Origin of the sequence: Thauera butanivorans NBRC 103042 (genome assembly GCF_001591165.1) — a bacterium.
GTDB classification, from domain to species: Bacteria; Pseudomonadota; Gammaproteobacteria; order Burkholderiales; family Rhodocyclaceae; genus Thauera; species Thauera butanivorans.
Genome location: NZ_BCUG01000069.1, coordinates 1 through 22,951, shown reverse-complemented (window position 1 = coordinate 22,951; position 22,951 = coordinate 1). Strand labels below are relative to the sequence as shown.

Annotated in this window: 20 protein-coding genes and 1 pseudogene; 3 read left to right on the top strand and 18 right to left on the bottom strand. The window is 63.5% G+C overall.

The features are described 5' to 3' along the window. From TBU01S_RS20495 to TBU01S_RS20475, 4 genes are all read right to left on the bottom strand, one after another. Window positions 1-541 (bottom strand): M28 family peptidase (locus TBU01S_RS20495; protein WP_217999670.1); only part of this gene is annotated, 541 nt, incomplete at its 3' end. A gap of 91 nt (window positions 542-632) precedes the next feature. After that, entirely contained in the window at window positions 633-1,922 is a 1,290-nt protein-coding gene (locus TBU01S_RS20490; protein WP_068639354.1) for an SLC5/6 family protein, read from the bottom strand. 129 nt (window positions 1,923-2,051) lie between these two features. Beyond that, window positions 2,052-3,701: an amidohydrolase gene (locus TBU01S_RS25250; protein WP_217999669.1), complete on the bottom strand. Its 1,650-nt coding sequence runs from the start codon at window positions 3,699-3,701 to the stop codon at window positions 2,052-2,054. 52 nt (window positions 3,702-3,753) lie between these two features. Next, window positions 3,754-4,974 (bottom strand): diaminopropionate ammonia-lyase, encoded by a 1,221-nt coding sequence (locus TBU01S_RS20475; protein ID WP_068639352.1) that lies wholly within the window; start codon window positions 4,972-4,974, stop codon window positions 3,754-3,756. 149 nt (window positions 4,975-5,123) lie between these two features. On the opposite strand from TBU01S_RS20475, the gene TBU01S_RS20470 reads away from it, so the two are divergent. Beyond that, the gene (locus TBU01S_RS20470) at window positions 5,124-5,600 is read left to right on the top strand and encodes an Lrp/AsnC family transcriptional regulator (protein WP_068639351.1); all 477 of its coding nucleotides are present in this window, start codon (window positions 5,124-5,126) and stop codon (window positions 5,598-5,600) included. Between the two features lie 176 nt (window positions 5,601-5,776). Here the strand turns inward: TBU01S_RS20470 and TBU01S_RS24130 are convergent, their stop codons facing one another. From TBU01S_RS24130 to TBU01S_RS20450, 5 genes and pseudogenes are all read right to left on the bottom strand, one after another. Beyond that, window positions 5,777-6,064, bottom strand: a complete 288-nt coding sequence (locus TBU01S_RS24130; protein ID WP_157659229.1) for a hypothetical protein — start codon at window positions 6,062-6,064, stop codon at window positions 5,777-5,779. 98 nt (window positions 6,065-6,162) lie between these two features. Beyond that, window positions 6,163-6,354 (bottom strand): annotated as a pseudogene (locus TBU01S_RS23620) (hypothetical protein); the annotation flags it as partial. A 61-nt stretch (window positions 6,355-6,415) separates the two neighbouring features. Then, complete coding sequence (locus TBU01S_RS20460; protein WP_068639349.1) at window positions 6,416-6,706, bottom strand: type II toxin-antitoxin system RelE/ParE family toxin; 291 nt, start codon at window positions 6,704-6,706, stop codon at window positions 6,416-6,418. Next, window positions 6,703-7,011: a CopG family ribbon-helix-helix protein gene (locus TBU01S_RS20455; protein ID WP_157659228.1), complete on the bottom strand. Its 309-nt coding sequence runs from the start codon at window positions 7,009-7,011 to the stop codon at window positions 6,703-6,705. The genes TBU01S_RS20460 and TBU01S_RS20455 overlap by 4 nt, the downstream gene beginning before the upstream one ends. 74 nt (window positions 7,012-7,085) lie before the next feature. Continuing rightward, window positions 7,086-8,018, bottom strand: coding sequence for a DMT family transporter (locus tag TBU01S_RS20450; RefSeq protein ID WP_068639355.1), 933 nt, complete (start codon window positions 8,016-8,018; stop codon window positions 7,086-7,088). A gap of 195 nt (window positions 8,019-8,213) precedes the next feature. On the opposite strand from TBU01S_RS20450, the gene TBU01S_RS20445 reads away from it, so the two are divergent. Beyond that, a complete protein-coding gene (locus TBU01S_RS20445; RefSeq protein ID WP_068639347.1) occupies window positions 8,214-9,341 on the top strand; it encodes a VIT1/CCC1 transporter family protein in 1,128 nt (375 codons plus the stop codon). A gap of 63 nt (window positions 9,342-9,404) precedes the next feature. Here the strand turns inward: TBU01S_RS20445 and TBU01S_RS20440 are convergent, their stop codons facing one another. The 7 genes from TBU01S_RS20440 to TBU01S_RS20410 form a co-directional block, all read right to left on the bottom strand. Further along, window positions 9,405-11,915 carry a penicillin acylase family protein gene (locus tag TBU01S_RS20440; RefSeq protein ID WP_068639346.1) on the bottom strand — a complete coding sequence of 837 codons (2,511 nt, stop codon included), beginning with the start codon at window positions 11,913-11,915 and terminating at the stop codon, window positions 9,405-9,407. Window positions 11,916-12,225: 310 nt separating this feature from the next. Then, window positions 12,226-13,458, bottom strand: coding sequence for a putative porin (locus TBU01S_RS20435; RefSeq protein WP_068639345.1), 1,233 nt, complete (start codon window positions 13,456-13,458; stop codon window positions 12,226-12,228). Between the two features lie 180 nt (window positions 13,459-13,638). Continuing rightward, window positions 13,639-14,562: an aromatic amino acid DMT transporter YddG gene (gene yddG, locus TBU01S_RS20430; RefSeq protein WP_068639344.1), complete on the bottom strand. Its 924-nt coding sequence runs from the start codon at window positions 14,560-14,562 to the stop codon at window positions 13,639-13,641. Window positions 14,563-14,739: 177 nt separating this feature from the next. Further along, window positions 14,740-16,239: an aldehyde dehydrogenase gene (locus tag TBU01S_RS20425; RefSeq protein ID WP_068639343.1), complete on the bottom strand. Its 1,500-nt coding sequence runs from the start codon at window positions 16,237-16,239 to the stop codon at window positions 14,740-14,742. Further along, complete coding sequence (locus TBU01S_RS20420; RefSeq protein WP_068639342.1) at window positions 16,239-17,147, bottom strand: dihydrodipicolinate synthase family protein; 909 nt, start codon at window positions 17,145-17,147, stop codon at window positions 16,239-16,241. The genes TBU01S_RS20425 and TBU01S_RS20420 overlap by 1 nt, the downstream gene beginning before the upstream one ends. Before the next feature lie 107 nt (window positions 17,148-17,254). Further along, on the bottom strand, window positions 17,255-18,607 hold the full coding sequence (locus tag TBU01S_RS20415; protein WP_068639341.1) for an MFS transporter: 1,353 nt from the start codon (window positions 18,605-18,607) through the stop codon (window positions 17,255-17,257). 187 nt (window positions 18,608-18,794) lie between these two features. After that, window positions 18,795-20,114, bottom strand: a complete 1,320-nt coding sequence (locus tag TBU01S_RS20410) for an NAD(P)/FAD-dependent oxidoreductase (protein ID WP_068639340.1) — start codon at window positions 20,112-20,114, stop codon at window positions 18,795-18,797. Window positions 20,115-20,223: 109 nt separating this feature from the next. On the opposite strand from TBU01S_RS20410, the gene TBU01S_RS20405 reads away from it, so the two are divergent. Further along, the gene (locus tag TBU01S_RS20405) at window positions 20,224-21,195 is read left to right on the top strand and encodes a LysR substrate-binding domain-containing protein (RefSeq protein WP_068639339.1); all 972 of its coding nucleotides are present in this window, start codon (window positions 20,224-20,226) and stop codon (window positions 21,193-21,195) included. 29 nt (window positions 21,196-21,224) lie between these two features. Here the strand turns inward: TBU01S_RS20405 and TBU01S_RS20400 are convergent, their stop codons facing one another. Together TBU01S_RS20400 and TBU01S_RS20395 are read right to left on the bottom strand one after the other, a co-directional pair. Continuing rightward, window positions 21,225-22,517 carry a type II toxin-antitoxin system HipA family toxin gene (locus TBU01S_RS20400; RefSeq protein ID WP_245651003.1) on the bottom strand — a complete coding sequence of 431 codons (1,293 nt, stop codon included), beginning with the start codon at window positions 22,515-22,517 and terminating at the stop codon, window positions 21,225-21,227. 41 nt (window positions 22,518-22,558) lie between these two features. Beyond that, window positions 22,559-22,816: a helix-turn-helix domain-containing protein gene (locus tag TBU01S_RS20395; RefSeq protein ID WP_068639337.1), complete on the bottom strand. Its 258-nt coding sequence runs from the start codon at window positions 22,814-22,816 to the stop codon at window positions 22,559-22,561. Window positions 22,817-22,951 lie beyond the last annotated feature (135 nt).

The following is a 22,951-nucleotide window of genomic DNA, read 5'->3' as shown; positions in this document are numbered from 1 at the left end:
ATGCGCGCGAAGTTTTTCGTTCAACCCAAGACGCGTGCCGTCGGAGCCGATGGTATCGAGCATGGCTGGCAGCGAAAGCTCCCCCCGCAATAAGGTCAAGCGAGCCCATCATGTCGGGCTGGTACCGCAAACCCCCTTTCCTCGTTGGTGAAAAAGCAGCCACGACGATCGCACGCGCAGGCGTCACGCCTGCAGCCCGGTAGGCACGAACGACCGCCAGGCCGGCAAGAACGCCGTAGCAGCCGTCCAGCGCCCCTGCATTGCACACCGTGTCGATGTGCGAACCGATCATCAAGGGTTGCAGGCCCGCTCCTTGGTCGGCACCATGCAAGATGCCAAGGATGTTGCCGATGCGGTCGATACGCACCTCGAGCTGAAGCTCCCGCATCCATTGCACGACCAAATCGCGGCCCGCTTTTTCGTCATCGGTCAGCGCAAGCCGGGTACGTCCCCCGTTCACCGGGTCCGCACCGATGGCAGCGAGGGCCTGAATGTGCGCGAGCAGTTGCTCGGCGTTCAAGAAAATATTCGAAGTTTCCATGGTGACTCCCATGCTTTGTTCAGCCGGTAATTTTTTCCAGGCGACGCCCAGCGTTGGACGTCGCCACGGCACACTGCAAAAGCGGCAGCGCTTACCGCAAGATGCTGTAGAAAATGGCGGAGACGGTGATCATGCCAACCGTGGTGACGAATACATTGCTGATGCGCCCACGATATGGCGCCAAAGCAGGCACTTTATGGATTGCATACATCGGCAGCAGCAGCAGGATGATCGCCCCGGCCGGTCCGGCAAAGCTCTCGATGATGCTGAGCACGTTGATGTTCAACCAGGCGGCTATCCAGCAGCATGAAATCGTGAAGGCCAGGATCAAGGCATTTCGCGTACGTTTGGACAATCCCCAGCCATGGCTGCCCGAGACTTTTGCAAGCGCATCCTCCATGACCTCGTAGGCGCCGACATAGTGGCCCAGGAAGGATTTGTTGATCCCCACGAAGGCGATGAACGAAGCCAGATAAGCAATTGTCGGCGTGTTGTAGCGATTGGCGAGGTAGGACAGCACCGAGATATTCTGGTCCTTGGCTGCCTGCAGATCTGCCGGCGACAGGCTCAGGATGCAGCTATAGACGAAGAACAGCACCACTCCCACCATCAGCAGGCAACTGCGGAGCTGAATGCTGGCGCATTTCCGATCGCACTCGCTGCCGTAGGTCTGCTTCTGCACCACGACAAACGGCGAAATGATCGGGAAATGGTTGAACGACATGACCAGCACTGGAAACGTCAGCCACAGCGTCATCAGGGCGGAAGTGTCGAGGGCGAAGCTCTCCGCGGAAAAGGAGGTGAAAACCGAAAGATTCCACTTGGGGATCAGATAAAGCGCAATCACCACCAGCGAGCCGATGAAGGGGTAAACAAGCGCACTCATCACCCGCATCGTCTTCTCCTGCCCGAGGCTGACGATTCCCAGCAATACCAGGATCAGCACGATGGATACCAGCGCGCGGGACGGAGCTTCGATCCCCATCTGATGCTCCATGAAGCTCAGCGTCGTATTCGTCACCGCAATCGAATACATCAGCAGGATGCTGAAGATGGTCGCGAAGTAGATGGACGCAATCACCCGTTTCGCCGTGATGCCGAAATGCTCCTCGACCGCAGCGATGAGGCCTTTATCTGCCGCGGTCGAAGCCTGGGCAAAATGCGCCAGCGCCCGGTGAGAATAGTAGGCGATGGGAAGGGCCAGCGCGGTGATGATCATCAGCGGCACGATGCCGCCGAGGCCGGCATTGATGGGTAGGAACAGGACGCCTGCGCCAATGGCAGTGCCGAACATCCCCAGCATCCAGACCGTGTCCTGGGAATGCCATTTCTGGGAGGATAGAGGGATTTGGCGGCCTACCGCCGCGGAATCGATTTGCATGCTTGTCTCCTGCCGATGCATACGCCGATGCACCGGCGTTTTCTCCGAATGCGCCCGAAATTCGCTGACGGCAAATTCATGGGGCGCGTGTTTTTTACATGTAGTTCTTCAGCACCCGCCTCCCCGGCGTCAGGAGGCTTGCCGATAGGCAATGGCCTCTATTTCGATGCGCGCATCCGCGGGAAGCCGCGAAGTCTCCACGCACGAGCGGGCAGGCGCACCGCTGGTGCCGAAGTAGCTGGCATAGACCTCGTTGAATGCCGCGAAGTCTTTCAGGTCGGCGAGGAAGCAGGTGGTCTTGATCACTGTCCTCAGCGATGCGCCGCCGCTCTCCAATACCGCCTTCACATTTTCGAGCGATTGCCGGGCCTGCTCCCTGATATCCTCGCTTTCGATCCGGGCGGTGCGAGGATCGATGGGCAACTGGCCGGAAGTGAAAACCAGGTTTCCGTATGCAACGCCCTGGGAATACGGTCCGATGGCGGCAGGCGCCGTAGTGGTCTTGATGTCGTCTTTCATGTGCTGTCGATCTCCATGACAGGCAAAAGGAGGCTCCTCCCGGCGCTCCGGAGTGGAGCGCGGGCTGGAAAAAAACGCAGGAAGGGGAGTTGTCTTACGCCGGGAGGCGGGTGCGGATGATCTCGGCGAAGTAGCGGGCACCGATGGGCAGGATCTCGTCGTTGAAGTCGTACTTCGAGTTGTGCAGGGGTACGCCGCCGGTGGCGTCACCCGTGCCGTTGCCGATGAACGCGAAGCGCCAGGCACGACCTTGAGGAAGGCGCCGAAGTCCTCGGAAATCATCATCGGTGCAATGTTGCCGTCGACGTTGTCTGCGCCGACCACGGCCTGCGCAGCGCGAACCGCCACCGGCGTGCACTCCGGCCAATTCACCGTCGGCACGAACTCGTGCGTGTATTCCACTTCGCAGCTCGCGCCATGGGCGCTGGCAATGCCCGTGCAAAGCTCGCGCATGCGCCGCTCCAGCAGTGTCTGTACCTTGGGCGAGTAGCTGCGCGTATCGCCCTTGATCTCGACATTGGTCGGGATCGCATTGCGGATGCCATCGCTGTGGATCTCGGTGCAGGAAACCACTGCGGAATCCGCCGGATCGACCGAGCGGCCAACGATGGTCTGCAGCGCCAGGATGATTTCCGCCGCCACCACCAGGGGATCGATGGCCATCTGCGGCCGCGCGGCGTGACCGCCGACGCCACGGATGCGAATGACGAAATTGTCCTCGCTGGCCATGATGCCGCCCACACGGGTGGCGATGTGGCCCACCGGCATGCCGGGGATGTTGTGGGCCCCATAGATTTCGTCCACCGGGAAGTGCTCGAACAGGCCGTCCTTGATCATCGCGTTGGCGCCGCGGCCATGCTCTTCGGCAGGCTGGAAGATGAAGCGCACCGTGCCATTGAAGTCGCGGCTGCGGGTCAGGATGCTCGCCGCCCCCAGCACCATCGCCATGTGCCCATCATGCCCGCAGCCATGCATGCAGCCGGCGTTGCGAGAAACATGGGCCCGGCCCTCTGCTGTCTCGGTCATCGCCAGGGCATCCATGTCGGCGCGCAGGCCGATCACACCCTTGCCGTCGCCTACCGCGAGGCTGGCCACCAAGCCCGTACCGCCGATACCGCGATGCACTTCCAGACCCATCTGCTCGAGCGCATTGGCCACGTAAGCAGCCGTGTCGTACTCGTTGAAGCCGGTTTCCGGATGCTGATGCAGGTGATGCCGCCACTTCACCATTTCGGTGCTCAGTTCGTTATCGACATGCATGGTGCGTCTCCTTCTCGAATAATCTGATGGCGTGTGATTTCGGGGATATGGCCTACCGGGCAGCAGACCAGGCAGCCTGGCGCTCGAGCACCGCGCGGTCGCTCTCGCCGACGAGCTCCTCGTACACCTTCGGCGCAGTCGCCCCTTCGGTATTGATGACGAGTACCCGCGAAGCGGAGTCCAGCCCGATCTCGGCAGACGAGGCCGAATCGGCCCGCAACTGCTGAAGCGCCGCCAGACCTGCGGTACCGGACTCGCCGGCCACGATGGGGATATCGCGCAGGCTGCCCTTGGCCAGCACCCGCATGGCCTCGACTGCCTGACCGTCCTCGATGGTCATGAAGTGATCGATGCAGGGCTGCAGGAACTTCCAGGCCAGCGGCGAGGTATCTCCGCAGGCCAGGCCCGCCATCACCGAATCCACCGAACCCGTCGCCTTGGCCGCGCACCCCTGGATCGCACTCTGTATCAGGCAGTCCGCCTGGGCCGGCTCCACGATGATGAAACGGGGGCGCTGGACACCGTGGAACTCCCAGAAATAGCTCGCCACCCCGGCAGCCATGCCGCCCACGCCGCCTTGCAGAAAGACATGCGTGAAGGGGCCAGCCTCGTCCGGGCGAGCACCCGACTGCTCGACGATTTCTTCCGCGATCGTGCCGTAGCCCTGCATCACGTCACGCGGAATCTCTTCGTAGCCTTCGTACGAGGTGTCGGACACGACCTGCCAGCCGTTGGCAGCCGCCAGGCGTGCAGCCTCCTCCACCGACTCGTCGTAATTGCCCGTGATGCGCACGATCTGCGCACCATGGGCGGCAATGGCCTGTTCGCGCTCCATGCTCACGTTGGCGTGCAGCACGATCACGCAGCGGCAGCCCGCATCACGGGCAGCGGCAGCCAGACCGCGGCCATGGTTGCCGTCGGTCGCGCTGATCACCGTGTAGTCCTTCAACTGCTCGGCGTAGCGGCCGCTCAACACCGCTGTCGGCTCGAAACCGGGATGCAGACGCAGAATCTGGCGCACCAATGCGATGGGTGCGCCCAGGGCCTTGAAGCTGCCCAGCGGCGAGCGCGCGGACTCGTCCTTGACGCTGACGCGCGCAAGCTTGAGTTGCGCCGCCAGCTCAGGCAGGTCATGGAGCGGCGTCGCAGCAGGTGCGATCTCGCTCCAGTGCGACAACCACTGACGACTTTCGTGGGCACGCTCGATGTTCATGATCGAGCGAAGGTCAGAGGGATATGGTGCGCGGATGGCGCGTTCATTAGCAATCAGCATAGCTTGTCTCCTAAGGCGATTCGGATAGACACCGAAGCATCGGCGCCCATAAAAATAATATTCATATATAAAAAATATTTATATGAAAAACAGGCATAAAATCCGTTCGTACGATCAAACTTTCCCCGTTTAGCGGAAAAAAATTCAACATGCCTCATGAACTGGACGCTTACGACCGGATATTGCTGTCCGCACTGCAGGAGAACGCCCGCATCACCCAGGGCGAGCTCGGAGAACGAGCGAACCTGTCGACGGCCGCCGTGAACCGGCGGCTCAGATTGCTGGCACAAGCCGGCGTCATCGAACGCTACACCGCCTACGTCAATCCCAAGGCGGTCGGCTATCCGCTGACCATCATCGTGGAGGTCAAGGTCGAGAGCGAACGCACCGACCTGCTGGATGAAATCCAGCACAGTTTCCGGAACTGCCCCCAGGTCCAGCAGTGCTACTACGTGGCCGGTGAATGCGATTTCGTGCTGATCTTTCTGGTACGCGACATGGCGCAGTACGTGGAGCTGAGCCGCCGCCTGTTCCTGGACAACAAGAATGTGAAGAGCTTCAAGACCCTGGTCTCAATGAACCAGGTGAAGACAGGGGGGAGCGTGCCAATCGACGAGCCGGGATGATGTGTGCGACTGAATATCGCCCCTGCTCGCCAGACAAAGCAGCAGCCACACGCCGGGCATGCCCGCGCCGAAATCGAAGCTCCATGCCAGATAAAGGCCGAACGGCGTCGACAGCACGAAACCCCAGTTTGATTCGATGTGTTTCGCGCAACCTGATGGTTTCAAGGATAACGGCTTCATCCAGCGCAACTTCCTGCATCTGGTTCAACAGGGCTTGTGCGGTCAGCCCATTCATCACGCATTGCTGACACATCACGGTCAATGGACTCGATGGACCGTGCTGGCGTGATGCAATTCCAGGCAGATAGCAGGGCCTGCCTGCGGGCACTGTCGGATGCAGTCCGGGGCGCTGGTTCGTCATCCAAGGGCAGGATGATGACCTCGCCGCGCTGCTGACGAAGATGCTCGGGAACTTGCACGACATCCGGAAGGCGGTCGTAGATTTCGCGCAGGATGATGCTCACGCTCGCCGCTCCTTTCTTCAGAGCTTGAGAAGCATTCGACCGCCGAGGGCCGAAGCCCCGTGGCTTGGCGAACAGGGCCGGCAGACGAGGCCGGGGCGATCCTCGCCCAGCAACGATTCCAGGTCGCTCGCCCGCAGCTCGACCTGCTGGCGATTGGACTGCAGCAGTCGCGCCTGCCCTTGCCGCCTGGCCGCTTCTCGGGCCTGCTGCGCCACTGCCGCCTGCCGCTCATCAACCGCTGGCAGATCCTCGAACAGACTCTTCGCTGCTTCGCCGGGGGGTCGGATCAGTCATGTCTCATGGTAAGCCAGTGGCAGGTCCAAATCACCGCGGCGAAAAACTCTCAGACTCTCAGTGGTAATCCTGTTCGCGTTGATGGCGAATGGCCAGCACTATGGCGCTATCGGCCTGGTCATCGTAGCTGTACAACGCCAAATAACCGGTATGGCCGCGAGAGATCACGAGTTCGCGGAGTCCCTGGGGTAAAGGGCGGCCGATGCGCGGATGCTGCGACAAGATGGAAAGCGCATCGAGAATCAGATCGGCCGTCTCAACCGCATGCAAAGGTTCGGCTTCCAGCAGGAAATCGACGAGGCGTTCCAGATCGTCGGCTGCTTCCGGCGCAAGCAGCCAGCAGGTCATGCGCCGGAGTCCTCGGTCTTCAAAAACTGCACTTCCGGCCTGGGTAGCACCACGCCTCGCACCCGGGCGCGCAGATAATCGGCAAAGGCGGCGCCGTCCACGACCCGGCCGCTGTTGATCACTTCTTCACGCACGCGCAGCGCACGAGCCACGAAGCGATTCTGCGCCTCCGTTCTTTCCAGCTCCGCGTCAATGGCCTTGACCATGAAAGCATGCGGCGTCATGTCCTGGCTCGCAGCGGCATCGTGCAAGCGCAGGCGGGTGGCTTCATCGAGCTTGACTGACAGGTTGGGCATGGCGAGCACTCTGCATTGAGGTATTGAAATACTACTACCGCAATCAGGCGGCAACAAGGCCACGGCGTGTTTTCAATCAGCCATTACCGCGCCCGCAGCCAGCGCGTCGGCAGCGTGGCGAGCAGCACGCCGAGCACGGCTACGCCCAGCGCAAGCACCTGGGTGCCGTTGAGCGCTTCACCCAGCACCAGCGCCCCGACCATGGCGGCGGAAATCGGCAGCATCACGGTGAACACCCCGCTCTGCGCGGCGGGGATGGTCTTCAGGCCGGTCATCCACAGCCACACCGTCCACATGCAGGCGGCCAGCGCGTAGAACAGCAGCAGCAGCCACACGCCGGGCGTGACCGCGCCGAAATCGAAGCTCCATGCCAGATAAAGGCCGAACGGCGTCGACAGCACGAAACCCCACAGGTTGATCAGCGCGGTGATGCGCTTGGCGCTCAGCTTGCCGGTCAGCTTCTTGCCGATCACCGCATAGGAGGCTTCACAGACCACCGCCGCCAGCAGCAAGGCCTTGCCCAGCAGGGCACGGCCGCTGCCCTCGTCGCTTCCCGCTGCGCCAGCCTCGCCGCCATGCCCGGCGATCGCCAGCAGCGCGATGCCGAGCACCGCGCAGCCGATGGCCAGCCAGATGCGCGGGCTGATGCGCTCGCGCAGGAAGCCCCAGCTCATCAGCGCGATGACGGCGGGAATCGAGGCCATCACCACGCCGGCAGTCAGCGCGTTGGTCAGGCTGACGCCGGTGATCATGCAGATGGTGAACAGGAAGTTGCCGAGGAAGGACTCCAGGAACAGCAGCCGGCGGGTCTGTCCGCTCATCGGTTCCTCGTCCGCCGGGCGCTTCAGCCAGCCCAGCATCGCGGCCCCGCCGATGCCGAAACGCAGCCAGGCCAGCAGCATGACCGGAAAAGTCGCCGCCAGCGGCTTGCTCAGCGCGACGTAGCTGCCGACGAGCGCCATGCTCGATGCCAGGCAGAGCATGGCGACGGGACGGGATGAGGTGATCGATGACATGAAAAAGGCGGTGAACGGAGCGTGTGCGGCGGGCGAAGCCAGCATTCTGCCATCACGGCCCTACCCGCGGCAGCGCCGGTGCTGTCGGCCCTGCCCTGCCGTCCTCTGCGCACGCGGCCACCGACACGAGATTCGCGGAGCCGCCGCAGTGATGCATCATGTCGGGCAGGATTCTTGAAGGGAGCGGCCTCTTCGATGGCAGGCAGACAGGATGTGGCGCGATTCATCGCCAACTACCGCGACGAAACCGACAGCGCGGCCCTGTACCGGGCGATGGCGGATGCCGAACCCCAGCCGGAAATCGCCGAAGTCTATCGGCGGCTGGCGCGGGTCGAGGAAACCCACGCGGAGTTCTGGCGGCGGCGGATCGAGCAGGCGGACGGCCAGTTGCCCAAGGGCCTCGGCTGGCGCACCCGGGTACTGATCTGGGCCAGCCGCCGTTTCGGCGCGCAGAGCGTGCTGCCGCTGGTGGCCGACGACGAGGCACGCAACCGCACGATGTACGACAGGCAGCAGGAAGCCGCAGGCACTTCGCTGCCGGCGCAGGAGCGCTCGCACGCGCGCATGCTGTCGCTGCTGGCCAGCCGTTCCAGCCGCGGCTGGAACGGTGCGGTCTATTCCCGCCTGGAAGGCCGCCACGGCGCGGGCGCCGCCAACAACCTGCGGGCGATGGTGCTCGGTGCCAACGACGGGCTGGTGTCGACCTTCTGCCTGCTGATGGGCGTGGCCGGCTCGGCCGCCAGCGTGCAGACCCTGCTCGCCACCGCGCTGGCCGGCATGCTGGCCGGTGCCTGTTCGATGGCGATGGGCGAATGGATCTCGGTGCAGAGCGCACGCGAACTGCAGGAAAGGCAGATCGCCAGCGAAGCCGAGGAACTCGCCGAAGTCCCCGCCGAGGAGCAGGAAGAGCTGACCCTGATCTACCAGGCCAAGGGCTTCAGCGCCGAGGAAGCACGCCAGATCGCCGAACGGGTGATCAAGGACAAGGACTCGGCGCTGGAAACCCTGGTGCGCGAGGAACTGGGCATCAACCCGGACGATCTCGGCGGCTCGCCGATGGCCGCCGCGATGTCGTCCTTCCTGGTGTTCATCGTCGGCGCGCTGATCCCGGCACTGCCGATGTTCCTGGTCGGCGACGACAAGCTCGTGCTCGCCAGCCTGATCGCCTCGGCCACCGGCCTGTTCGCACTGGGCGCGGCCATCGCGGTCTTCACCGGCAAGCATCCGCTGCTTTCCGGCCTGCGCCAACTGGCCATCGGCCTTGGCGCGGCCGGCATCACCTACGGCATCGGCCACCTGTTCGGCGTTGCGGTGGGCGGCTGAGGCGGTTCAGGCGCCCCCTCTCCAGAAGCAATAGCCGATACCTTCCCTCCGTTGCCGGCGGAATCAGTCGAGCGTCCTGACGCTTCTGGCGTCGGCGCGTACCGCTTCCCGGCTCAGATGCTCTTCCTTGCAGCCGAAGGACTTGTACAGCTCCAGTTGATCGGCGTAGTGGGGAGACTTGACGCCATTCGGGTCGACAAAGCCACTCTGACCCGGAGGCGCCACGGTGCACAGGCTCACCGCCTTGCCGCCCTTGAACACCACCAGGTTGTTCTCGGTGCCGCGATTCATGAACGGTGCGAGCTCGATGCCCTCGTCCGCGCCGGCCTGCGGGATGCCGAGGAAGTTCTGCGGCCTGAAAAGATGGGTCGCAACCGGCGTCTTCCAGTCCGCGAGATTGCTGCCGAACTGATCCTCGAGCGCAGCGACCGCAGCAAGGAAGGTTTCCTTCAGCACCGCAGCCGGGGCCTCGCCGTTGAAGAAGTCGACGGTCTGCGGCACGCCGGCCTCGGCGCCAAGCATCGCGTTGTAGACCAGCTTCAGGCCGGCTGCAGGGCGCGGGCTCCCGGGGTTGCCCGCAGCCGGATAGCCCGCCGGCGCATAGCGTGCGAAGACTTCGGCCGGCAGATCGTCCTTGAGCACACGCTCGAGCAGCACGGGCACCCACTTGCGCATCAAGGTAGCCGCTGCATCATCGTAGTAGCCATCGTCGTCCGCATCGGCGCTCTCCCAGTTCCAGGCGGCGAGATGGTCGCGCACGATGCGCGCCATCGAACCGGCGGGCAGATCGGTCGTGGCGTCGATCAGCGTGGGAAGCAGATAGCGGGCATTGAGATCGGCGAACGAGCCCGCCCTGTTCAGGTCCAGCACGTCCTGGCGGCTCAGCCTCGGCTTCGCCTCGATACGGCTGGACAATTCGTTGACCCGGTCGACGATCGAGTAATTGCCGAAATCGGTCAGCGTGCCGGGGCCGGCCTGGTTGTTCCAGTTGACGACATATTTCTGCGCCGGATTGAAGACCTGCGGGTTGCTGCTGAACGGGTGGAAGCCTTCCCACTCCATGTCGCCGGCACCGCTTGCCGGCAGGCGCACGTCCTGATTGGCCGGTCGCCTGGGCAGGTAGCCTGGCGAAACGTAGCCGATGTTGCCCTTCGCATCGGCGTAGTACCAGTTGATGGTATGGGCCATCCTGCTCGCCTGATCGAGAAACTCCTCCCAGTTGCCGGCCTGGGTGGAGCGGATCCAGGCGATCAGCGACTGCACCTCGAAGCCCGCCCAGCTCGATTTCTTGGTGTAGGCGGTATTGTTGCCGGGATCGAAACTGGTCACGAAGCCGTGCACGGTGGAATACACCTCCGTCGTCGTGTCCGGCTTGCCCTTTACCTTGATGAGCTCGGCCCTCACTTTCATCCGCTGCACGGTGCCATTGTGCAAGTAGGCGGTCTTGTCGCCGGGGACCAGGGTTTCCTGATACATGTCGTTGACGTCGAGCGGGCCCGCGGTCGCCCCCCAGCTGATCTTGCCGTTGGTGCCGAACAGGATGACCGGCAGCGCGAAAGGCGTGTTGCCGACGATGTCGAAGCCGGCGCCGTGCAGGCCGACGGCAAACACGTAGCCCGGATTGAACCAGCCGAACTGCGGCCCGTTGAGCAGCATGGTAGAGCCGTCGTCGGTCTTGTCGGGGCCGATGATCCACATGTTGCTGGTCGTCGGACGAGCATCCGGCCAGGTACCGCCGACGATCGAGCCGGCGAGCTCCATGCCCTTCCAGTCGGCAGACAGCGGGCGCAAACGGGCGAGATGGCCGGACAAGGACGACGCCTTCTCGTCCGTCGCGGATGCGTTGTCGGCAACGGCGATCTGCTGCGCGGCCGTCCCGGCTGCATCGCGTTTCATGGCGACCGTCTCGTTGCGCGGCACGGTGGTAGGCGCGTGCTCGTCCTCGAGCCAGTAGATCTGGTCGAAAAGCGCGCGCCCTGCACTGTCTCCGTAGCTGCCTGTCAGCGAGCTCAATGCCTGGTAGTTCGACACTTCCGACGACGAGCCCGAATAGCGATTGACCATGGTGCCGACGTAGAGCATCGCCACGTCGTAGGGCGTCCATCTGGTCGGCTCGAAGCCGGCATCGATGAACTGCCTGGGCAGCAGCCGAGCCTTGTCGGCAAGCACCTCATCGATGCGCCGGTTGAAGCCGCTGGCATAGCCGTCGAGGATGGCGAAGTCATCGGCGCCAAGCGCATCGATCTGCCGCTGGATATCCTGCGGATCGAACAGCGCGCGAGTGGAGACGTCATGGTTGACGTAGGCTTCGCCGAGCACCTCCGCGACCGTGCCGATGACCGAGCGGCGCGCCATTTCCATCTGGTACAGGCGATCCTCGGCGATGACGTAACCGTAGCCGGTGAACAGATCGCGCGTCGTATCGGCGTACACATGCGGCACGCCGTAGCCGTCGCGGATGATCGTGATGCGGTCCTCCGCCGGGTGGCCGCCGGCATTGCCCATGCAGCCGGCCACGAGGGCGCCTGTGAGTGCCAGTGAGATGGCGGCGGCGATATTCTTTATCCTTCTCATGCTTGTCTGTCTCCTGTGGTGGTTACTGCTCTTCGTTATTTTTTGCACACCAACCCGCCGTGCCCAGCGGTCCGGGGCTCAGCGGCGCTGCGTGGCGCTCAACTTGAGTCGGGCGCCACGCAGCCTTTCAGGTTTGCACTCGAAGTTCTGGCAAGGCTCTAGCTGGCCCTGGTCAAACCTGAATTTCCTATAAAGGAATGAATTCCTTTTATTAGAAATGATACTTTAATTCTGGTCAAGCTGAATTTCTGTATCACATCCTGAGAGGAGCGCGCCTGGGTCCGCGGCGCTCCGCTCCGGGCGGTCCCGGTCAGAAGTAATAGCCGATGTTGGCGTAGAACACTTTCTTCCAGCGGTCGTCGCCCCCGGCCGCGGCGCCGTTGGTGTAGTCGCCGGTATAGGGGTCGTTCCTGCCCCAGCGCATCTCGGTATAGATGTACAGCGGACCGGCGCTGAAATGCGCGCCCGCGATCACGCGCTGCGAATCCTTGAAGCCGGACTTGTCCTTGGTGAACACACTGTAGTTCAGGTAGGGCGTGATGCCGCTGACCGGGCCGTAGCTGCCGGGCAAGGCGTAGCTGACTTCGCCCGAGTAGAAGTTGCCTTTCGCCGCGACGTTGAACGAGCCGTCGTAGGCGCCGAAGGTGATGGTGTCGTTGCCGGTCGCCGACGGATTGCGCGGCGTCATCTTCTGCCGGCCTGCTTCGGCCAGCACGCGCAAGGCGCCGTGGCTGCCACCATAGTGCAGTGCATAGGCCTTGCGGCGGCCGTCGCGGCCGGTGTCGTAGTTGTGCAGCGTCGAGTGCAGCGCCGAGATACCCAGCTCCGAGTTCGCCTCCTCGCCGTGCTGCAGCGTGTAGGCCAGCCGGCCGACCATCATGTTGCGTTCGTCATTGCTGCTGCCGCCTGTCACCGAGTCGTCGGCGCGCACCACGTTGACCGAGTAGCGGTTGGCGTCCCGCGAGGTGCCGCTCCAGTTGCCGCCGTCGGTGGGGTAGAAGCCCAGCTGCACATCCAGGGGGCCGGCGGTGTGCTGCAGCCTGATGCCGAGGTTATGCACGTCCTCCAGGCCGATGGCGTTGACCATGGTCTGGTAGAAGGTGCTGCTGACGTAGGGCAGCACGCCGAAGGGGATCTGGTTGATGCCGGCGACGACGCGGGTGTCGTCGCCGAGCTTGTAGCCGACCCAGGCCCACTCGGGGAAGTTGATGCGCCCGATCCTGCTGGTGTAGCCGTAGGGGTAGGCACTGCCGTAGAAGCGGTACTGCGCCGAGCCGTAGAAGGTGGGCGAATCGTAGTTGAGGGTGATGCGGAAGGTGTCGAAGCTCAGCTTGCTGATGTCGTCCTCGTAGTCGAAGCTGTAGTCGTAGCGGGCGCGCAGTGCGCCGCCGATCGAGAACTTGCCTTCGGCCGCCGTGATCTCGTCGGCCGCCTGCGCCGGAACGCCGGCTGCGGCGAGCACGCTGCCCGCAAGCATTGCAGCACCGATGGCCGACAGGCGGTACGGCATGCAGGCCGTCTTGACTGTGTATTGCTCGTTCATGGTTTCTCCTCCTCGTTTCAGGTTGATGCAGCAATTGTCCAGGCATGCGAAAGCCCCCGCCCGACCCCGCTGTCGGGGCAGGCGTTGCGGAACCGGCGGCTTAAATGCTTATGGAATAGGCATGCCGGTCGAGCCGGCGCACCCCTGGCACCGCAAAGCTGCGAATCGAAGGGCTGGGCGCTAGGCGCTCTGTCCCGCCTTCTCTGCAACCGGCGCCGATGCCTTGCTGCGCGTTGCCAGCCAGCACAGGATCGAACCGATGCAGACCATCGCCGCGCCTTGCCAGAAGGCGAACGAAAGCGGCGCGCTCAGCAGCAAGGCGGCGAGCGCGGCGGAAAGCACCGGGATGAAATAGGACGCGCCGGCAAGAATCGTGACGTTGCCGTGCAGGATGCCGACGTTCCAGGCCGCGTAGCCGAAACCCATCGCCGACGCGGCCAGCACCAGATAGATGACCGAACGCAGGTTGAAATCCATCTCACCGCCGCCCATCAGCAGGTATTTGACCCACAGCACCACCGCGACGAGGATGAAGAACAGCGTCACGCAGTTGTGCCCTTGTGCGATGCGTGCGGTCACGGTGCAGTAGGCGGCCCAGATCACCGCCCCCGCAAAGGCCAGCCCGTAGCTCAGCGGGTTGTCCTGGACGTTGGCGATCATGCTGGCGATGTCCAGCCCCTGGTCGCCGCCCAGCACCCAGCAGATGCCCGCCATCGACAGCAGGAAACCCGGCACCACCAGGAAATTGGCCTTCTGCTTGTTGAACAGGATCGCCGACATCAGCGTGAAGGTCGGCCACAGGTAGTTGACCATGCCGACTTCGATCGCCTGCCGGCCGGTGTTGGCATAGCCGATGGACAACGCGAGGCAGAGCTCGTAGGACACGAACAGCAGGCTGCCCCACAGCAGATACTTGGGCGGCACCTTGCTCAGCCGGTTGAAACCGACGCTGAAGATCAGGAACACCGATGCGACGGTATAGATCAGCGCCGCGCCGCCGGTGGCGCCGAAGCTCTCGCTGACGCCGCGGATCAGGCCCACGATCGACGCCCACAACAGGATCGCGATGAAACCGATGAGCGTTGCTTTGTTCTTGCTGTTCATGCTGCCTTGTCCATGGTCAGGAATGTCACGCATCCGGCCCGGTGAAAACCACACCCCACGGGCCGGCAGGCCGCCTGAGCGCCGGACCGCAAAAAAACTGCGGATTATGGAGCCGACTGCCCCGCCAGTGCACGGCCGGCGAAGAGCCGGCCATGGCTGGACGGGGCACGACTTGCGTCAGCCGGCGCCCGGCACGTCGATCCAGATGGTCTTGAGCTCGGTGTATTGGTCGTGAGCCCAGATCGACTTGTCGCGGCCGCCGAAACCCGACTCCTTGTAACCGCCAAACGGCGTGGTGATGTCACCTTCGCCGAAGCAGTTCACGGTCACCACGCCCGCGCGGATCGCACGCGAGATACGGATCGCGTTGTTCAGGTTGCTGGTGTAGACCGAGGCCGCCAGACCATAGACCGAGTCGTTGGCCAGCGCGATCGCTTCATCGACATCCTTGAAGGTCGTGACCGACAGGATCGGCCCGAAGATTTCCTCGACGAACAGCAGGCTGTCCGGCCCGACGCCGTCCACCACCGTCGGCTCGACGAAGTTGCCTTCGCTGGCGTTGCCGCCGAAGACCACGCGCAGCTTTTCCGCCGCAGCCTGATCGAGGTAGGAACGGACCTTGTCGAAGTGGGACTTGCTGACGAGCGAACCCAGCCGGTGCTCCGGATCGAGCGGGTTGCCCATCTTCCACTCCTTGACCGCCACGGCCATGCGTTCGAGCAGCGCGTCCTTGATGTCGGCATGGACGATCAGGCGCGACGAAGCCGAGCAGTTCTCGCCCATGTTCCAGAACGCGCCGGCGACCACCTGTTGCGCGACCACGTCGAGGTCTTCGACGTCCTTCAGCACCACGGCGGGGTTCTTGCCGCCGCACTCCAGCACCACGCGCTTCAGGTTCGACTCGGCCGCATACTGCAGGAACAGCCGGCCGGTGTCGGTCGAGCCGGTGAAGCTGACCATGGTGACGTCCTTGTGCTTGCCCAGCGGCTCACCGACTTCGCGACCGCCGCCCGGCAGCACGTTGAACACGCCGGCGGGCACGCCGGCCTGGTGGGCGAGTTCGGCCACGCGCAGCGCGGTCAGCGTCGTTTCCTTGGCCGGCTTGACCACTATCGAGCAACCGGCCGCCAGCGAGGGACCGATCTTCCATGCCAGCATCAGCAACGGGAAGTTCCACGGCAGCACCAGGCCGACCACGCCGATCGGCTCGCGCACCACCAGCGCCAGCGCGTTCGAGCCCACGGGCGCGGTGTTGTCGTAGATCTTGTCGATCAGTTCGGCGTGCCAGCGGATGGTATGGATCGCTTCCGGCACGTCGGCAGTCTGGCACTCGCGCACCGGCTTGCCGCTGTCCAGGCTTTCCATCACCGCCAGTTCGTGCGCATGCTCTTCCAGCAGCTCGGCGAAACGCACCAGCACGGTCTTGCGCTGCGACGGCGGCAGGCGCTGCCAGCGGCCATCGTCGAACGCAGCCTTGGCGTTGGCCACCGCCAGATCGACGTCCTGCGAATTGCAGGCGGTGACCTCGGCCAGCACTTCGCCGGTGGCGGGGTTGGTGGTGACGAAGGTCTTGCCCGACAGCGAGTCGCGGAAAGCTCCATCGATGAAGGCCTGCCTCGGGAAGCGGATGTTCTTCGCGATCGCGGCGTATTCGGCGGCAGTCAGCAGCTCGGCCATCAGGCTTGCCCTCCGACGATGTAGGTCACCTCACGCTTCAGTTCGGCGATGATCGCCTTCAGTGCCTGCTTCTCGTCGTCGTCGAGGCCTTGCAGCGGCGCGCGCACGCCGCCCGGGCGCAGGCCGGCCAGCTCGCAACCGTACTTGATCGACTGCACGAACTTGCCGAGTTCGAGGAAGTCCATCAGCGGCAGCATCGCCGACATGATGCGTCGGCCCTTGTCGAAATTCTTCTCGACCACGCACGCCTGATAGAGGGCGACGTGCTCGCGCGGCACGAAGTTCGAACCGGCGCACACCCAGCTGCGCGCGCCCCAGGCGAAGAATTCCAGCGCCTGGTCGTCCCAGCCGCAAGAAATGTCGATGCCGGGGAACTCGCGCGCCAGCATGTGCAGCTGGCCGGCCTGGCCCGAGCTTTCCTTGATCGCAACGAAGTTCTTCGACGCCGCCGTGACGGTGCGGAAATACTCCCGGCCCATCGACACGCCCATGCGGCCCGGGTAGTTGTAGAGCATGATCGGCAGGCCCGCGGCCTTGTCGATCGCCAGCGCGTGGGCGGCATTCTCCGCCTCGGTGGGCAGCGCATAGGGCGGCGAGCCGACCAGGATCGCATCGGCACCGATTTCCTTCGCCGACGCGGCGTAGCCGACCGATTCCTCGGTGCGCACCGCGCCGGTGCCGACGATCAGCGGCACGCGCGTGCCGATCACCTGCTTGGCGTAGGTGGCGAGGTCGATGCGCTCCTGCACGGAGTGCGCGTAGTACTCACCGGTCGAGCCGCCGATGATGATGCCGTGCACGCCGCCTTCGATCAGCGATTCCAGCACCTCGGCGAACGCGGTCTTGTCGATCTGGCCGTCTGCCGTCAGCGGGGTGATGGCCGGGGTGTAGATACCTTCGAATTTCATGATGGTTCTCCATTGGTGTGGGAAGGGTGTTCCCGGTGAAAAGCGTGCCGCCGCTCCGGCAGCGACACGCGAATGAGGTTGAAAGGGGTTCAGGGAAAATCCGGGATTCAGCGCTTCAGCGAAGCGGCGTCTTCCAGGCTCATGCCGCGGGTTTCCGGCGCCAGCCACACCGACACGGCCAGGCCGACGACGGACACTGCGGCGGCGGCGTACATGGTGTTGCCGATGCCGATGCTCACCAGCGAGATCGGGACCAGCCAGGTGCCGATGGCCGCACCGATACGCGAGATCGACGCGCCGATGCCCACGCCGGCAGCCCGGATGTCGGTCGGGAAGATCTCGTTCGGATACACCAGTTGCAGCACCTGCGCGCCACCGATGAACAAGGCGTAGAGGCCGAAGAAGCTCAGCACCACCCATTCCGCGCTGTTCGAGAAGCTGCCCAGTCCCAGCAGCGCCAGCGCCGACAGCAGGAAGCTCCAGATCAGCAGCGGACGGCGGCCGATGATGTTCACCAGCGGCGTGGCGACAATGCAACCCACCACGAACAGCAGCGTGATCGCGATCGAACCATAGGCCGCCCAGTCGCCGGTCAGGTTCAGCGCTGCCAGCACCTTGGGCACGAAGGCATACACGGCGAACACCGGAATCACCGAGCAGGCCCAGAACACGCCGACGAACAGCAGGCGCTTGCCGTAGCCGGACTGGATCAGCGTACCGAGCGAGACCTTCTTGTCGGCAGGCGCTTCCGGCATGTTGGCCAGCGAGAACGTCGGGCCGTAGACCTTCTTGATGACACGATCGGCCTCGGCGCTGCGCCCCTTGCTGAGCAGCCAGCGTGCCGACTCCGGCGTCCCCAGGCGCACCAGGAACAGCATCACGCCGAGCACCGCCGGGCTGGCCAGCACCCAGTGCCAGGCTTCCGGACCCGCCGCGCTCAGAATGGCGTTGCCGACGATGTAGGCCAGCGCCGCACCGGCGAACCAGAGAATCGTCAGCGCCGCCAGCCGGGGGCCACGGTTCTTGCTCGGCAGGAACTCCACCAGCAGCGAGCTGGCCACCGGGTATTCGATGCCCACACCGACGCCGATCAGGAAGCGCAGCATGAAGATGGCGACGGCGGAATCCACCCACAGATGTGCCAGCGAACACAGCGTGAACAGGATGGGCGGGATGAAATACAGTTTCTGCCGTCCCAGCCTGTCGGTAAGCCAGCCACCGAAGAAGCCCGCGAAGAAAATGCCGATCAGCGCCGAAGCCGCGATCATGCCTTCCCAGAAACTGTCCAGGCTCAATTCGGCCGACAACTGCATCAGGGCGACACCGATGATGCTGAGAATGTAGCCGTCCATCACCCAGCCGCCGCCCGAACGCACGGTCAGCAATTGATGGAAACCATTGATCGGAACATCTTCAATGGAAACGGCGCTGCCTGTTCCTTTTGGGTAAATTTTATTCATTTTGCCTCCTGCATGCTTGTTTGGTATCAATTGAATCCGGCGGTTCATTTCCTTTTCCGGACGATCGCCTGACGCCCCGTTCGCGGAAATTGCCCTGCGGATGGATGAGCGCCACCCGGCGCCATCCGCGGGCCGCCAATCGAGCGCTGTGCCATCACCGATGGCGTGCGCGGATCACTTCAGGCGATTACATTTCCTTGCCGGCTTTCATCTGCCCCCACCATAGGGTGGCATTCACGCCGATCGACAGGAATGGTTCGGGGGGCACCTTGTTCGGCCCGGAGGTATCCAGCAGGAAATCGATCTGTTCATTGCGCTGGCCGGCGATCCAGTCGGCCAACAGCGTTCCGGTCACGGTACCGCGGGTGACGCCCAGGCCGTTGCAGCACAGCGCGCCATAGACATTGGGCGCAAGCTGGCCGAAAAAGCCCTTGTGGTTCTGCGACAGCGCCAGCGAGCCGCTCCAGGTGTATTCGAAATCGACGTCCGGCAGCATCGGGAAACGCCGCTCGAAGGACAGGCGATGATTGCGGACGAAACGCTCCAGGCAATGCGGCTTCGGCTGCTGATTCGGATTGAAGCTGAAACTGTTGCGAATCAGGATGCGGTTGTCGGGCGTGCGGCGCACCGTGCTGCCGAACGGATCGGCGGGGATCACGCCCCAGAACGGCTTGCCGCCCAGTTGCGCCTGCTCGGCCGCAGTCAGCGGCCGGGTCAGGCTGGCGTACAGGAACATCGGCAGCATCGTCCGCTGCAGGAAGCCGAAGCGCATGCCGAAGGCGTTGTTGGCCAGCACCAGCTTGTCCGCCGTGATGCGGCCGTTGCGATGCCCCAGCACCACCTTGTCGCCGTATTCGAAATCGGTGATGGGGGTGTTCTCGTACAGCACGACATTGGACGGCAGGCTGTCGGCCAGCCCTTTCACCAGCGCCGAGGGCTGGATCAGAATGGTGCCGGGCGTGAATAGCGCCTTGCGGTAGAACGAGGTACCGATGTGATCCGGCAGATCCTTGCCTTCGATCACTTCGTAGGGCTGGCCGAGCTTGTCCAGCCCGCTGCGGTAGGCATCGAGCACGGCCACGCCGCGATCCTCGATGGCGCCCTGGTATTTCCCGCAGGCGTGCATCTGGCAATCGATGCCGTGCTGCTCCACCAGCGAGCGCAGAATGGACTGCCCCAGCAGATTGAGCTTGAGCGTGCTCTGCGCGATATTGATATCGCCGATGTAATCCTTGGCGCCGATGTCGTGCGGCAAGTCGATCGCGAATCCGGCATTTCTGCCCGAGGTACCGAAACCCACTTCCTGGGCTTCGATCAGCACGACTTCCTCATCCGGGAAATTCAAGGCCAATTGCCGCGCCGCGGCCAGGCCGGTGAATCCGGCACCGATCACCGCCCAACGGGTTTTCTTTTCACCGGAATGGCTTTCTTTTACCCGGCGAGGCGCACTGGTGTGATACCAACCGCATGCCGCATCGTCTGCAGGAAGCGTGGTAACTCTTGTCATTTCATGGCCTCCGTCTTATCTTCCGATCAATTTATTTTTTGCAGAGTCTAGAGACGCAGCCATTTCTGGACAAACAACCTTTTTTCCGGGCTATCGATAACCTCATGTTATGAACAAACGCACAGCGCCTGGCCAATTGCTGCTCAAGATGCCCTCTCTGCGGGCAGTGAGATGTTTCGTCGTCGCAGCCCGCCACCGGAGCTTCACCCGCGCCGCCGAAACGCTGTGCGTCACCCAGGCCGCAATCAGCCGCCAGATCAAGGAGCTCGAGGAGCATCTGGGTACGGCGCTGTTCACGCGCACCGGGCGTTCGGTCGAGCTGACCGCGGCCGGCTCCACCTTCTTCGATGCTGCGCAGCTGTCCTTCATCAACATCGCCCAGGCCGCGATACGCATCCGGCAGGGCCACAGCAGCAGCACCCGGCGCACCCTGAGCATGTGCTGCTCGCCGGCCTTCTCGGCGCTGTGGATGGCGCACCGGCTGCCCGGCTTCTTCAGCGCGAATCCGGACATCGACCTCGACCTGGTGTCGACCCAGAACTTCCTGTCCATGGCCCCCGGCATCCAGCCGGACGTTTTCATCACCAAGCTTTCATCGATACGGGACGGCTACATCAGCAAGCCGCTGTTCCACGACCGGATCTATCCGGTCTGCGCGCCCGCCTACCTGGAGGCGCATCCGGAAATACGGAACATCGAGGAATTGATGCAGGGCGTCTTGCTCGACCTGACTCCCTATGAGCGCACGGGGATCTCCGAGCACGTCGACTGGGGCGTATGGCTGGCCATCCACCACCTGGACATCGAAGACCGCCTCCGCAGCGGCCGGCACTACTTCAGCGCCAACGACTACAACCTGCTGATCCAGATGGCGCTCAACGGCCAGGGCATCTCCCTGGGCTGGAACCACCTGGTGGCGCCCCTGATCCAGCAGGGCCGGCTGGTCCGGCCGGTCGAACACGAAGTGGAACTGGAAGAGACGCGCCATTACCTCGCCTACCGCGAGGACAAGGCCGACGACGAGGCATTGGGCCGCTTCCGCGACTGGTTCCTGGGCGAATGCGGCCTGGCGGCGGGATGATCCCTGGCGGCTGAACTCGCCCCGGTCCGCTACGCTCCGGGGATCTGCCCGGCGTCCAAGCGCCTGGTCTGGCTCAACAGGCCTTGAAATATCGGTTCGCTCACGCCCGCCGGGAATCTTGCGGGCAGGATGCGTGACACTGCTTCGACGACCTCGGGCGCGCGCCGGACGAAATCCTCGATGACCGGCTCGAAATCGGGGCCAAGCGCGTTCGCGCGCGCCACGGTGCTCCAGTGCCGGCGTTGAACATCGTGCATCCGGTAATGGACGTTTTTCGAGCGCACGGCCATGGCGAGCTTCACCTTCTGCCACGGAAACTGGCGCGCGCCCGAGCCGATGATGGGCCAGGCGGACATGATGTCGTAGAGCGGCGTGAGTCGGAACCGGCTGCCCGGCAGGAGGAAGATGCTGAAGTTCTTGGCGTGCCCGTCGGGTGCCGCAAGAAGCCAGAACAGCAGTTGCGCCGCGAGGAATCGGAGCCGGTCCTCCTTCGGCCCATCGCTGCCGCGCAGGACACGCAGGATGTCCGCCATGCCCGGTCCGCCGTGCTCTTCATATTTCCTTTCAGCCGGCACCCCAAGGGCCTGGCAGAAATCCTCCTGCGGGCGCCGAGCCCACCAGCCGTCGAGCAGCATGCGGTCGAAGCGCATCACCGAAAGTACCTTGTGGTGTCCGAAGCGGAGAATCTCGCACTCCGCCATCGCAAAGCCGAACTCGCGCGCAATCTGGGCGCACAGCCACTCGTTTTCTACCGAGGTGGAAAAATCGGCCCGCACATGGCCGACTTCACCCATGGGGAGTTTGAGGATATGCGTCGTGGGCGTGGCGCCCAGCGGCCGGCACCAACGCCCTGCGTGGTGCAGCAGCGCCGTCTTCTCCTGCGCGCCGGCGATGGAAATCCTCAGCCCTTCCTCGTCACCGAGCCCGATCGGGGCATTCGAGATGGTGGCGTCGAGCAATGCTTCCACCTGGCCGTCCGTCAAGGGCTCGGCATCGATGCGGCGCAAGCCGGTGGGCTCCACGTCCAGTGGGAGCAACTGCACGGCTCCCACGCAATCCCTGCCGATATGGGCCAGGAGATCGAAGGTCGAGGCGGATGTCCCGAACTTCTGCGCGATACGCTTTCGAATCGCGATGCTCTCAGGCAGAAGATTTTCGAAGTAGGCCTCGACCCGGTCACCGGCGAAGGGTCTGGTGCCCTGCTCCAACGGCATGGACAGCGAAATCGCGCGCGCCGACGGTGAGCCGAGCCAGGCCTCCAAGTACACGAACCGGTGACCGTCGGGAGCGAGGGTCCAGTGCCCCACCGCCTCGCCATTCATCCATACGGCGAGTGTCCTGCGTTTCGACGGCCGCCCCGCCATTACCAGGCGTCCTCGCGCGAACCTGCAGCCGCCGCACCGCCTTGCGGCCTGGGTCGGATGGCGAGCTCGGCGTCGAACAGCATCAGCAGGGTGAGGAGCTGATCGACAGTCACGTTCGCTGGATTGTCCAGGAGCCTCGAGATGCGCGCCTGGGACAGCCCCATGGCCTCGCCCAACTGGGCCTGCGTGAGTTTGCGGGAGGCCCTCATGCCTTGAAGCACGGAAGCAAGCTGCTCGACGGTCCGTATCGTGTGCATGGTCAATATGCGCTAGAGGAATATCTCCAATTTATGCGTCAATGCGCATAAATGCAATATATGCACTACAAGAATAAATTAAAAATATTATTTTTTACGCATAGCCCTCCCTCTGTGCGGTTGGGCGTCCATCAA